Origin of the sequence: Streptomyces sp. NBC_00344, assembly GCF_036088315.1 — a bacterium.
Taxonomy (GTDB): domain Bacteria; phylum Actinomycetota; class Actinomycetes; order Streptomycetales; family Streptomycetaceae; genus Streptomyces.
In genome coordinates this window covers 6,377,686-6,389,512 of record NZ_CP107996.1, presented here as the reverse complement: position 1 = coordinate 6,389,512, position 11,827 = coordinate 6,377,686, and the positions used below count along the sequence as shown (strand labels likewise).

Below are 11,827 nucleotides of genomic sequence, written 5' to 3'. Positions count from 1 at the left end.
CGGCCGGACGACGGCGAGTCAGGGGCTGATGGCAAGGAACACGAAGGCGGCGAACACCGCCAGATGGATACCGCCCTGCATCAACGTGGCCCGCCCGGGGACGATGGTCAGGGCGCCCACCAGGACGGTGAGTACGAGCAGAACCATATGGGTGGCGTCCAGGCCGAGCAGCAGCGGACCGGTGAGCCAGACGGAGGCCAGCGCGATGGCGGGAATGGTCAGACCGATGCTCGCCATCGCCGAGCCCAGCGCCAGATTGAGACTGGTCTGGACGCGGTCCCGGCGAGCGGCCCGCACGGCGGCCAGGGTCTCGGGCAGCAGCACCAGCAGCGCGATGATCACCCCGACCACCGCATGGGGCAGACCGGCGGCCTCGACACCGGTCTCCAGCGTGGGCGAGATCGCCTTCGCGTTGCCCACCACCGCGATGAGCGCGACGAGCAGCAACGCCAGGCTCCACAGCGCCGCCACCCGGCCGGGTGGCGGGGCGTGGCCACCGGAGTCCTGGATCGTGCCCTCCTGGGTGACGGGGAGGAAGTAGTCCCGGTGCCGCACGGTCTGTACCGCGACGAAGAGCCCGTAGAGACAGATCGAGGCGATCGCCGCGAAAGTCAGCTGTGGTCCGGAGAATTCACGGCCGGGCCTGCTGGTGGTGAACGTCGGGAGCACCAGCGTGAGGGCGGCCAGTGCGGCGACCGCCGACAGAGCGGTGCCGGACCCCTCCGCGTTGAAGACGGCGACCCTGCGGCGTACCGCCCCCACCAGGAGGGAGATGCCGACGATCCCGTTGCAGGTGATCATGACCGCGGCGAACACCGTGTCGCGGGCCAGAGCGGAGTACTTGGTCCCTCCGTCGGCCATCAGGGTGACGATGAGGGCGACTTCGATGATGGTGACGGCCACCGCGAGCACCAGTGATCCGAAGGGCTCCCCCACCCGGTGGGCGATGACCTCGGCGTGGTGCACCGCGGCCAGGACGGCCCCGGCCAGACAGAGCGCCACCAGGGCGACCGCGAAACCGGGCAGGTCGCGCCCCCAGGCGACGGCCAGAGCCACCACCGCCACCAGCGGCACCCAGATGGTCCACTGCCGTGTCAGCGCCGCGGTGCCCGTACTCATGGCGATCACGCTGCCAGAGGGGCCGGTGGTCCGCTCGTCGCGCTGCGCCGGGTGGCCCGGTGGACAGCGCACCGAGGGTTGACACCCGCGCACCGATGGCAGAAAGCTTCCGAGGCCGGCCAAGACTTCGAAAAATACTTTCAGGGAGTGCTGATGGGCGAGAGCGCAGCGGGCGGGGACATCAGCAGGCGCCGGCTCGGGGGCGGGGTCCTGGCTCTCGGCGGAGCACTGGTGCTGGCGGCTCTCCCGGCCGGCCCGGCGGCCGCGGCCGAAGGCGCCGGTGTACGTGACGCGCGGGGCCGGGGGTCCCGTTCGCGCCGTACGACGCTGCGGCACGGCTCCGCCGAGCAGGCAGGGCTGCTCTCCGCACATCTGGACCAGCTGGTGAAGGACGCGGAGACCTTCCTCGGCCCCTCACCCACGCACCCCTGGTACGCGGGCGCGGTGCTGCTCGCGGGGCGGGGCGGGACCGTGGCGCTGCACCGGCCGATCGGCCGCGCCGTGCGCTATGCGGCGTACGACGAGACGTCGGACACCGGCGTGGAGTTCCCGGCGGACCGGCAGATCCCGACGGCCGAGGACACGGTCTACGATCTGGCCTCCGTCACCAAGCTGTTCACCTCGCTCCTCGCGGTGCAGCAGATCGAACGTGGCGCGCTCGACGCGACGGCGAAGGTGGCTTCCTACATCCCTGAGTTCGCCGCCGCAGGCAAGCAGGATGTGACGGTGCGCCAGCTCCTCACCCATACCTCGGGCTTCCGCGCGACGCTGGCGCTCTACAAGGAGCAGACACGGGATGCCCGACTGCGGCTGCTGTGGAACGAGGCGCCGATCAACGCACCCGGGACCGCGTATCTCTACTCCGACCTCAATCTCATCTCGCTGCAGCTGGTCCTTGAGTCCATCACAGGCAGCACTCTGGACGTCCTGCTCCGCGAGGGGATCACCGACCCGCTCGGCATGGACCGGACCCGCTACAACCCGCCCGCCGCCTGGAAGCCGAAGATCGCCGCCACCGAGGACGCCCGGCTGCCCTGGTCGGGACTCGACCGCGGGCTCGTCTGGGGAGAGGTGCACGACGAGAACGCCTACAGCTTCGGCGGCGTCGCCGGACACGCCGGGATCTTCTCCTGTGCCTGGGACCTGGCCGTCCTCGCCCGCACACTGCTGAACGGGGGTGCCTACGGAAAGGCCCGCATTCTGCGCAGTGATTCGGTGGACCTGCTGTTCACCGACTTCAACTCGGCCTTCCCCGGCGACAATCACGGTCTCGGCTTCGAGCTCTACCAGCACTGGTACATGGGCGCGATGGCCACCCCGCGCACCGCCGGACACACCGGCTTCACCGGAACCAGCCTGGTGCTCGACCCTTCCACGGACTCCTTTCTGATCGTGCTGGGGAACTCGGTCCACCCGGTGCGCAACTGGCGCAGCGGAAGCGCCCCACGGGTCGCCGCGGCGAACCATCTCGCCCGTGCGGTGCCGGTACCTCCGGCCCAGGGGCGGACAGCGTGGTTCTCCGGTATGGCGAGCGCCACCACGGCCACCCTCACGCTGCCCCCGCTCACTCCACCCTCGGCGCGGACGCACCTGACGGCCTCCCTCTGGTGGGACACCGAGCCGCACTCCGACTTCCTGTTCCTGGAGTGCGCGGCGGACTCAGGGGCCGCCTGGCAGCCGGTGCCCTTCTCCACCACGCGCCGGGGCGGGGCGCCGGAGCCTCATCCGACCGGCTCGCTCGACGGATGGTCCGGGCGGGTGTGGCACCGGCTGGACGCGGATCTCGCCGCGTGGCACGGCAAGGAGGTGCGGTTGCGCTGGCGTTGCACGACCGATCCGCTGTATGTGGGGCGGGGGGTGTACGTCGACGGAGTCATGGTCGAGGACGGCCGGCGGACGGTCTTCGACGAGGCCAGGCCCGGTGACGCGGCGCGGATCGAGGCCGCGGGATGGACACGTTCCGAGGACTGAACCGCCGGGCGCGTGGTGTGATGCCCCGTTCGCCTGGCGGGTTCCCCCGCCGGGCGGAGTTCCATGTCACATGCAGCTGTTCTGCCTCCGGCGCAACTGCCCCCGGTGCTCCGTGCGTGATGCCTGACGTAGATCACCTGCTTCCGCCGACACCTGGGGCCCGCACTCATGCACGCACAGCCGAACCGACTCTCCCGCCGTCTTGCCGCCGTCATCGCCGTGACAGCGCTGGGTCTCGGCGCCGGCGCATGTTCTTCCTCTTCGGACACCAAGGGATCGGCCGCGTCGGACAGTTCCACCGCGTCCGACGCCAGTACCGGTGGCAAGGACACGACGACAGCCGGTTCCGGCGGGTCCGGCACCGCGTCATCCAACGGCTCCTCCACAGGCGGCAGTTCCGCGGGCGGCAGCTCCAAGGGGAGCGCGAGCAGGGGGAGCTCGGGCAAGGGCTCGACGAACGGCGCCTCCGGCGCGGCCCGGTGTCACACCGCTGACCTGAAGGCGGCCTTCGCCACCGGTGGCGACGCGGTCCCCGACATGAAGTCCGAGAACCAGACGCGGGCTTCCGTCGCCTTCACCAACATCGGCTCACACAGTTGCACGCTCAGCGGCTTCCCCGGCGTGGACGTCGTCGGTAACCAGTCCGACGACGGCACCTGGTCCCTGTCCCGTTCATCGAAGCCGGTCACCGCCATCTCGCTGGCGCCCGGCGACAGCACCGATTTCAGCATCACCCTCGGCGCCACCACCCAGAAGGGGTCCGGCACCTTCGAACCCGGTCTGGTGCGTATCACCCCGCCCGACGAGAAGAAGCAGTTCGAGCTGCGGTGGCCGTTCGGTGGCGCCGTCACTCAGCAGGACGGCGCCACCCACCCGGCGACCTTCGTCAATCCGATCGGATCCTGACCGTCACTCCCCGAGGACGCACATCGCAGCGTTGTGGCCGGGAATGCCGCTGACCCCGCCGCCCCGGACGGCGCCCGCGCCGCACAGCAGGACATTCGCGTGCGCCGTGCCCACACCCCACCGGCCCGCGGCGGCCGAGGTGCCGGCGGCGTTCTCCTCGTCGTCCGCGGCGTAGGGAAAGGCGAGGTCCCGATGGAAGATGTTGCCTCCGGGCAACCGCAGTTCGCGTTCCAGGTCGAGCGGGGTCTTCGCTTCGATGCAGGGGCGGCCGTCCTCGTCCAGTGCCAGGCAGTCGGCCACGGACTCCTCCAGATGCGCGTCCAGCTGGGCGAGAGTCGCTTTCAGCAGGGTGTCACGCACCGTGTCGTTGTCCTGTGCGAAGAGCCCGGCCGGGGTGTGCAGTCCGAAGAGTGTGAGGGTCTGGTAACCCTCGGCTGCCAGCGAAGGGCCGAGGATCGACGGATCGGTCAGCGAATGACAGTAGATCTCGGACGGTGGCGCGTCCGGGAGCCGGCCGTCGGCGGCCTGGGCGTACGCGTCGGCAAGCTGCCCGTACCCCTCGGCGATGTGGAAGGTACCGGCGAAGGCCTCGCGTGGGTCGACGGTGCGGTCACGCAGCCGGGGCAGCCTGCGCAACAGCATGTTGACCTTCAGCTGGGCGCCCTCGGCAGGCTTCGGCTGCCGCTCGCCGAGCAGCGTGGCCAGCGCCTGGGGGGAGGCGTTCACCAGGACGTGGCCGGCCCCGACCGAGGCTTCGGCGTCGTCGTTCCGGAAGGTGACCGCCGCATGACTGCCGTCGGTCTCGATGCGGGTGGCCTCGTGTCCTGTGACGATCTCGGCACCGGCACCGCGAGCAGCCGCGGCCAGCGCGTCGGTGAGCGCGCCCATGCCGCCCACCGGGACGTTCCAGTCGCCCGTGCCGTTGCCGATGACGTGATAGAGGAAACACCGGTTCTGCTGAAGTGACGGATCATGGGCGTCGGCGAAGGTGCCGATCAGGGCATCGGTCAGGACGACCCCGCGGACGAGATCGTCATCGAACCTCTCCTCGATGGTGGCGCCGATGGGCTGTTCGAAGAGCATCTGCCAGACCTGGTCGTCGCCGATCCGCCGGCGCAGCGCCGCACGGCTGGGCAGCGGCTCGGTGAGTGTGGGGAAGACCCGCTCGGCGACGTGGCGCGTCTGCTCGTAGAACCGCTGCCACGAGGCGTACTCCCGATCGCTGCCGGTGAGCGCCGCGAACGACTCGCGGGTGCGATCCGCTCCGCCGCCCACCAGCAGCCCGGTGGGCCGGCCGTCCCGGACTGCCGGAGTGTACGAGGAGATGGTGCGCTCACTGACGGCGAACCTCAGCCCGAGATCCCGGACAATCTTCTGTGGCAACAGGCTGACCAGGTACGAATAGCGCGAGAGCCGCACATCGACTCCCGCGAAGGGGCTGGTGGAGACTGCCGCCCCGCCGGTCTGGCCGAGGCGTTCCAGGACGAGGACGGAACGTCCGGCGCGGGCGAGATACGCGGCGGCGACGAGGCCGTTGTGGCCACCACCGACGATCACGACGTCATAGGAATCATGTGCGGGCATGCACCTTGGTAGCACGCACCGATCACGGCCCGCCAGGGGTCAGAGGCTTCGCGCGCCACGCTGCTGGCGCCGGGCCGCGACCCTTCGGTACAGTTCCGCGGCCTCTCTGCCGTGGCCGAGCCGCTCAAGACAGAGCGCCTCGTCGTTACGGCTGGCCAGTGCGTCCGGGTGGCCGGGGCCCAGCACTCGTTCACGGGCGTCCGCGACCTCACGGTAGACGGTGAGCGCGTCCGGCCACCGGCCGAGCCAGCCCAGCCCGACCGCGATCTCGCGTCGGCTGACAAGAGTGTCCGGATGGTCGGGGCCCAGTACCTGATCCCTGAGCGCACACACGCTGTGTGCCTCGGCGAGCGCCTCCTCCCAGCGGGCCAGCCTGCCCAGGTTGACACCGAGTCCGTGCCGGGCGCGCAGGGTCTCCGGATCACTGGGGCCGTGGACCCGGGCGCGGTCGTCGATCAACGCGCGGAAGAGTTCGAGCGCCTCCTCGCTGCGCCCCATTCTGCCGAGGCTGACGCCGACCTCGTAGCGGGCGGCGAGGGTGTCCGGATGGTCGGCGCCCAGTGCCTCGGCGCGCGCCGCCGCCACTTCGCGATAGGCCTGCAGCGCCTCCGGCCAGCGGCCCAGCCGGCCCAGCGCGTAGGCGACTTCGTAGCGGGTGGCCAGCGTGTCCTGATGGCCGGCGCCCAGTACCCGTGCCCTCGCCTCGGCCACTTCGCACGCCATCGTGTGGGAATCCTCAAGGCGTCCCAGTCTGCCGAGGTTGAACGCCAGGTTGTGGCGGCAGCGCAGTGTGTCGGCGTGGTCGGGTCCGACGGTGCGCTCCCGGGTGGCGAGCACCTCCGCGTACACCTGGTGGGCCTCGAAGTGGCGGCCGAGACCGCCCAGTACGTACGCCAGCTCCTGCCGGGCGGCCAGAGTCTCCGGATGGTCGGCGCCCAGGGCCCGTTCACGCCCCTCCGTCACCCGGGTGAACTCCCGCAACGCGTCCGCCGCGCGTCCGGTGCGGCTGAGGGTGAACCCGATCTCGTATCGGCTCGCGAGGGTGTCCGGGTGGTCGGGCCCGAGTATGTGCTCACGCTCGGCCGCGACCGCACGGTGCACTTCCCCGGCCTCGGCCCACCGCTCCAGCCTGCTCAGGCTCAGACCCGCGTTGTGCCGGCTGGTGAGACCCGCGAGCTGTTCGGGTGCCGGGGTGGGGCGCGGCCCCGGCGCGACCACCGGCAGCGCGTCGGCGGAGCGCGGAGCGCCTGCGGTCGTCCACTCACCGGTGAGTGCCGTCGCCCGGTCGGATGGGGTGGAGGTCAGCGTCCAGGCGCCGGTCGCCTTGTGCCCGCCGGTCATCCCACGCGTCCAGGGCGGCAGCGCCGGAGCCCCTGTGAGCGAGTGCTCCGCCGGCCGCGCTCCGGACGGGGCAGGGAAGACGCCAGGTGCACCGGCGAGGAGCCGGTCCCCGAGTTCCCTCGCGTCCCCGGGCCGCTCGTCCGGTGTCTTGGCGAGCAGATCGAGGACCACCCGGTCCAGGAATTCGGGGAGTTCGGCCCGGTGCGTGCGCGGCGGCACAGGCACGGTGTCGCGATGACCGACCAGGATCGACCAGGAGTCCCCGAGGTCGAAGGGCGGCACGCCGGTGGCGATCTCGTACAGCACGCAGCCCAGGGAGTAGAGGTCGCTGCGGTGGTCGATCTCGCCGCCACCGATCTGTTCGGGAGACATGTAGTGCGGCGTGCCCATGGCGATCCCGGTACCCGTGAGCTTCGACGTGAAGCCGATGTCATGGCCGAGCCGCGCTATCCCGAAGTCGCAGATCTTCACCGTGCCGTCGGTGAGCCGCATGATGTTGGCGGGCTTCAAGTCCCGGTGCACGATGCCCTGTTCGTGGGTGTAGGCCAGAGCGGAAGCGACCTGTCGGGCGATGTCCACGACGTCCTGCACCGGCAGCGGCTGCTGTTTCCCGGCCTCCAGCAGCTGGCTGAGATTGCGGCCGTCGAGCAGCTCCATCACGAGATGGAGTACTCCGTCGTCCTCCCCGAAGTCATGGACGACGGTCACACCGCGGTGCTGCAGCGCCGCCGCCACGCGCGCCTCGCGCCGGAAGCGTTCGCGGAGCACTCGGGTGAAGGACTGGTCGTGCTGAGGGCCCAGCGGTTTGAGGCATTTGACCGCGACCTGGCGCCCCAGCGACTCGTCCAGGGCCCGCCACACCTCACCCATGCCTCCGCGCCCGATCTGATCGAGCAGCCGGTACCGGCCGAGGATCAGTCTGGTGTCCCCCATGTCGCGCTGTCGCCCCCGTCGCGTTGCTCCCTCCCCGGCACGTTCAGTATGGCGGCCTGCGTCCGGACTCCGTGCGGTGCCGGACGGCTGCCGGGACCCAGGCGTGCCATCGCCTTCAGGATATGTCCAGGCGGTAGTTGCCAGCGCAGCCGGGCGGGGATGCAGCGCAGGGCGTTGCCGGCGACGGTCAGCCGCCGTCCGACCACCTCGGCCGCGGGTGCCCGTCTGCCGTAGAGCTGTTGGGCGTACTCGGGCAGAGAGGCGTACGCGAGGCCGGCCACCTGCCGCCAGAGGACCTCGCGCGCCGGGACGAGCAACGCGTGGACCGGCGGGCGGCGCAGGAAATCGTCGACCGCGCGCGACTCCTCGGTGGCCGCGAGCTCCGGGCGGACTGCGTCGAAGTACCGCGCGAGCTCGGCCCGGTTCGCGGGCACGCCGGCCGGGTCGAGCCCCACCAGCCGGGCGCTCTCCCGGTGCTCGTCGATGTAGCGGTCGGCCTGGGCGCCGCCGATCGGGAAGCCGGAGCGGCCCAGCACGTGCAGGTACGAATCGACCTCCGCACAGTGCACCCAGAGCAGGAGTTGCGGCTCGCCGACGCCGTACCGCTCCCCGGTGCCCGGGTCGGTCGCGCCGAGCATGCTGTGTATCTTCCGGATGCGGGCACCGGCCCTTTCGGCCGCATCGGTCGTCCCGTAGGTGATGGTGCCGACGAAACCCGCGGTGCGCATCAGCCGGCCCCAGGCATCCTGGCGGAAGTCGGAGTTCTGCATGACGCCCCGTACCGCGCGGGGGTGCAGCGCCTGGAGGTAGAGAGCCCGCACACCAGCGATCCACATGACCGGGTCGGCATGTGCCTGCCAAGTCACGGACCCGGGGCCGAAGAGGCCCGGGTCCGCCGCGCTCACCGTTCGCTGTCCTTCGCCCATGGTTCGCAGGCTAACCCCGTTCCCGCGGGGAGAACCCCCGGCTGCAGTACTACTCCGGGGGCGATACCGCGGGCCGCGGCGCTGCGGCGGTCCTTCCCGCGTCTCGCGCGTTGCGGGCTCTCAACCGTCCTGCGCGGTACCCATGCGCACCGGTCCGCATGACGTGCGGCCGCCCGGGCAGCCGATGCGACAGAGGGGCCTGCCCGTTGCACTCTGGGATCAGAGGGGGCGCGGGCCGTTCCCAGCCCGATGCATCATCCGGACGAGGCAAGGAATGATCGTGAACGCAGTTCCCACCATCAGCCTGAACAACGGCGTCCAGATCCCGCAGCTGGGCTTCGGCGTGTTCCAGATCGACCCGGCCGACACCGTCGCGGCGACCCGCGCCGCCCTGGAGACCGGCTACCGGCACATCGACACCGCCGGTATGTACGGCAACGAGAAGGAGGTCGGCCAAGCGGTCCGCGAATCAGGGCTCGCCCGCGAGGACGTCTTCGTCACCAGCAAGCTGAACAACAGCTTCCACGCCCACGAGGCCGCCCTCGGGGCCTTCGACCGGACTCTGGCCGATCTGCGCTTCGACTACCTCGATCTGTTTCTCATCCACTGGCCGCTGCCCGGTGTGGGCGACTTCGTGGAGACCTGGCAGGCCATGGAGGAGATCTACCGCTCCGGGAGGGCCAAGGCCATCGGGGTCTCCAACTTCCAGCCGCACCATCTGCGCCGTCTCCTCCAGGAGACCGAGGTCGTACCGGCCGTGAACCAGATCGAGATCCATCCCTATCTGACGCAGGACGAGGTGCGTGCCTTCGGAGCCGGGCACCGGATCGCGACGGAGGCGTGGTCGCCGATCGCCCAGGGCAAGGTGCTCGACGACCCGACGATCACCGACATCGCCAGGCGGCTGGACCGGACGCCGGCCCAGGTGACCCTGCGCTGGCATCTGCAGCGCAACGACATCGTGTTCCCCAAGTCGGTCACCCGCTCCCGGGTCGAGGAGAACTTCGCGCTCTTCGACTTCGAGCTGGCCGAGGCCGACATGGCGGCGATCACCGCCCTGGACCGCGGCGAGCGCACCGGGCCCGACCCGGACACCTTCAACCACGTGTAGCAGGGTCACCGCACCGGCGTCAGGACGACCTTGCCGGCGACGGTGCCGGACTCTGCCAGCCGCAACGCGTCGGCCGCGCGGTCGAGTGGGATACGCGCCGCGACCCCGGCCGTGATCGAGCCTTCCGCGAGCAGGTTCAGCACCTGGGTGAGATCCGCGCCGACCCGGGCGCGGAAGGCCGCCTGGCGGCGCTTGCCGGCCCAGATGTTGTAGAAGGTCGTGCGGCGGCGGTTGGGCAGCAGCTTCCACAGGGTCAGCCGGGCGATCAGCAGCAGCACCGGAAGCTTGGACGACCCGGGGGTGTCGCGGGTGGCCGCCGTTCCGTACGAGACCAGGGTGCCGCCCGGGGCGAGCAGGCGGAACGAGTCGACGATGCCGTCGCCTCCGACGTGGTCGAAGACGGCGTCAAGACCGGACGGGGCGTGTGATGCGACCTGGGCCGCCACGTCGGGTGCCCGGTAGTCGACCGGGACGACACCCCGGGCCCGCAAGGCCTCGTGGTGGCGCGGTGATGCCGTACCGATGACCCGCGCTCCGGCGAGTTGAGCGAGCTGGACGAGGGTGGAGCCCACCCCGCCGTTGGCACCGTGGACCAGCACGGTCTGTCCCGGTGCGATCCCCGCGGACCGGTGCAGCATCTGCCAGGCGGTGATGCCGTTGACCACCAGGGTCTCGGCCTCTGCCGGGTCCACTCCGGCCGGAACCGGGATCAGGTCCGCAGCGGGCACGATCAGGCGGTCGGCCCATCCCCCGGTCTTCAGCAGCACGGCGAACCTGCCGCCCGCCACAGCCGGATCGGTGCCCGGCCCGGTCGCCACGACAGTGCCGATCACGTCGTAACCGGGGACGAACGGAAACGCCGGCTGGTCGTAGTACTTCCCCCGCCGCATCTGCTGCTCGGCGAACGAGACACCGGTGGCCTCCATCTCCAGCAGCACCTCCCCCTGCCCGGGGACTGGCGCCGGCCGGGTCCGCAGCTGGAGGCCCTCCGGTTCGACGATGCCCGGCAGGACCACCTCGGTAACCGTTCCGGCCGGTCGGATCCCGGTGTTCTCGGTGTGCGTCATGAGAGTTGCCCTTCAAGTGATTGGGTAGTGCGTTCGTTATAAGCTCTAACGCAAGAGTGAGGCTGTTACGATTTCTTGTCAAGCGCCACCGGAAAGGACCCACGCATCCATGAGCACAGCGACCCCGCCTCCGGACCGCCGGGAGCGACTGCGGGAGCAGACCCGACGGGAAGCCAAGGACATCGCCCTCGGACAGCTGGCACGCACCGGACCGAGCGGGATCTCGGTGAACGCCATCGCGAAGGCGATGGGAATGACAGGCCCCGCGCTCTACCGCTACTTCGCCAACCGTGACGAACTGCTGACCGCGCTCGTCGCGGACGCCTACACCGACCTCGCCGGCGCCCTGAGCCACGCCGTCGCGGTGACACCAGCCACCGACAAGGACCCGGCGGCCGGGCTTCGCGCCTTCGCCCATGCCTGGCGCGGCTGGGCCAGGGAGCACCCCGACCGCTACCTGCTGATCTACGGCACACCCATCCCCGGCTACACCGCACCCCCGGCCACGACCGTCATCGCCCAACGGATGATGCAGACCGCACTGGAGGCCTGCGCCGGCCTCGACCCGGCGGAAGCCACCCTTACGGCCGAACGCCCGCCCACCCACTCCCGGGCCCTGCGCGGCTGGACCCGGCTGCACGGCCTGGTCAGCCTGGAGATCGAAGGCCACTTCAACGGCATGGACCTCGATGTGGACCAGCTGTTCGCCGACGAGGTGGACGCGCTCGCCGACTGAGACCGACACCGCTCACGGCACTCACGGCGCCCACCCGGCACGAGGGCATCGGAGGCGGATATCACCGGGGCCGGACCGGACATACCGCTGACGACTCCCTTCGCAAGAGGGGGCCCGGATCACCGAGACCGAC

At 70.6% G+C, this 11,827-nt stretch carries 9 protein-coding genes; 4 read left to right on the top strand and 5 right to left on the bottom strand.

From position 1 onward, the window contains the following. Positions 1-18: 18 nt before the first annotated feature. Positions 19-1,119 (bottom strand): calcium:proton antiporter, encoded by a 1,101-nt coding sequence (locus tag OHS16_RS29000; protein ID WP_328540201.1) that lies wholly within the window; start codon positions 1,117-1,119, stop codon positions 19-21. A 153-nt stretch (positions 1,120-1,272) separates the two neighbouring features. On the opposite strand from OHS16_RS29000, the gene OHS16_RS28995 reads away from it, so the two are divergent. Both OHS16_RS28995 and OHS16_RS28990 read left to right on the top strand, forming a co-directional pair. Beyond that, a complete protein-coding gene (locus tag OHS16_RS28995; protein WP_328540200.1) occupies positions 1,273-3,090 on the top strand; it encodes a serine hydrolase in 1,818 nt (605 codons plus the stop codon). 168 nt (positions 3,091-3,258) lie between these two features. Further along, complete coding sequence (locus OHS16_RS28990) at positions 3,259-3,996, top strand: DUF4232 domain-containing protein (protein ID WP_328540199.1); 738 nt, start codon at positions 3,259-3,261, stop codon at positions 3,994-3,996. Positions 3,997-3,999: 3 nt separating this feature from the next. On the opposite strand, the gene OHS16_RS28985 is transcribed toward OHS16_RS28990, so the two are convergent. The 3 genes from OHS16_RS28985 to OHS16_RS28975 are packed head-to-tail and all read right to left on the bottom strand — an operon-like array spanning position 4,000 to position 8,780. Beyond that, positions 4,000-5,580: a phytoene desaturase family protein gene (locus tag OHS16_RS28985; RefSeq protein WP_328540198.1), complete on the bottom strand. Its 1,581-nt coding sequence runs from the start codon at positions 5,578-5,580 to the stop codon at positions 4,000-4,002. Between the two features lie 39 nt (positions 5,581-5,619). Continuing rightward, entirely contained in the window at positions 5,620-7,854 is a 2,235-nt protein-coding gene (locus OHS16_RS28980) for a serine/threonine-protein kinase (RefSeq protein WP_328540197.1), read from the bottom strand. Beyond that, complete coding sequence (locus tag OHS16_RS28975; protein ID WP_328540196.1) at positions 7,836-8,780, bottom strand: oxygenase MpaB family protein; 945 nt, start codon at positions 8,778-8,780, stop codon at positions 7,836-7,838. The genes OHS16_RS28980 and OHS16_RS28975 overlap by 19 nt, the downstream gene beginning before the upstream one ends. 280 nt (positions 8,781-9,060) lie before the next feature. Here OHS16_RS28975 and OHS16_RS28970 point away from each other — a divergent pair, with 280 nt between their 5' ends. Continuing rightward, the gene (locus tag OHS16_RS28970) at positions 9,061-9,891 is read left to right on the top strand and encodes an aldo/keto reductase (RefSeq protein ID WP_328540195.1); all 831 of its coding nucleotides are present in this window, start codon (positions 9,061-9,063) and stop codon (positions 9,889-9,891) included. 5 nt (positions 9,892-9,896) lie between these two features. Here OHS16_RS28970 and OHS16_RS28965 read toward each other — a convergent pair whose 3' ends face one another. Continuing rightward, a complete protein-coding gene (locus OHS16_RS28965; RefSeq protein WP_328540194.1) occupies positions 9,897-10,958 on the bottom strand; it encodes a medium chain dehydrogenase/reductase family protein in 1,062 nt (353 codons plus the stop codon). A 109-nt stretch (positions 10,959-11,067) separates the two neighbouring features. Between OHS16_RS28965 and OHS16_RS28960 the strand changes: the two genes are divergently transcribed. Beyond that, positions 11,068-11,694, top strand: a complete 627-nt coding sequence (locus tag OHS16_RS28960; protein ID WP_328540193.1) for a TetR/AcrR family transcriptional regulator — start codon at positions 11,068-11,070, stop codon at positions 11,692-11,694. Positions 11,695-11,827 lie beyond the last annotated feature (133 nt).

Bases quoted from the DNA above. Each gene is read 5' to 3' on its own strand.
- OHS16_RS28960 (WP_328540193.1), top strand. From the start codon at position 11,068: ATGAGCACAGCGACCCCGCCTCCGGACCGCCGGGAGCGACTGCGGGAG.
- OHS16_RS28980 (WP_328540197.1), bottom strand. From the start codon at position 7,854: ATGGGGGACACCAGACTGATCCTCGGCCGGTACCGGCTGCTCGATCAG.
- OHS16_RS28995 (WP_328540200.1), top strand. From the start codon at position 1,273: ATGGGCGAGAGCGCAGCGGGCGGGGACATCAGCAGGCGCCGGCTCGGG.
- OHS16_RS28965 (WP_328540194.1), bottom strand. From the start codon at position 10,958: ATGACGCACACCGAGAACACCGGGATCCGACCGGCCGGAACGGTTACC.
- OHS16_RS28985 (WP_328540198.1), bottom strand. From the start codon at position 5,580: ATGCCCGCACATGATTCCTATGACGTCGTGATCGTCGGTGGTGGCCAC.
- OHS16_RS29000 (WP_328540201.1), bottom strand. From the start codon at position 1,119: ATGAGTACGGGCACCGCGGCGCTGACACGGCAGTGGACCATCTGGGTG.
- OHS16_RS28975 (WP_328540196.1), bottom strand. From the start codon at position 8,780: ATGGGCGAAGGACAGCGAACGGTGAGCGCGGCGGACCCGGGCCTCTTC.
- OHS16_RS28990 (WP_328540199.1), top strand. From the start codon at position 3,259: ATGCACGCACAGCCGAACCGACTCTCCCGCCGTCTTGCCGCCGTCATC.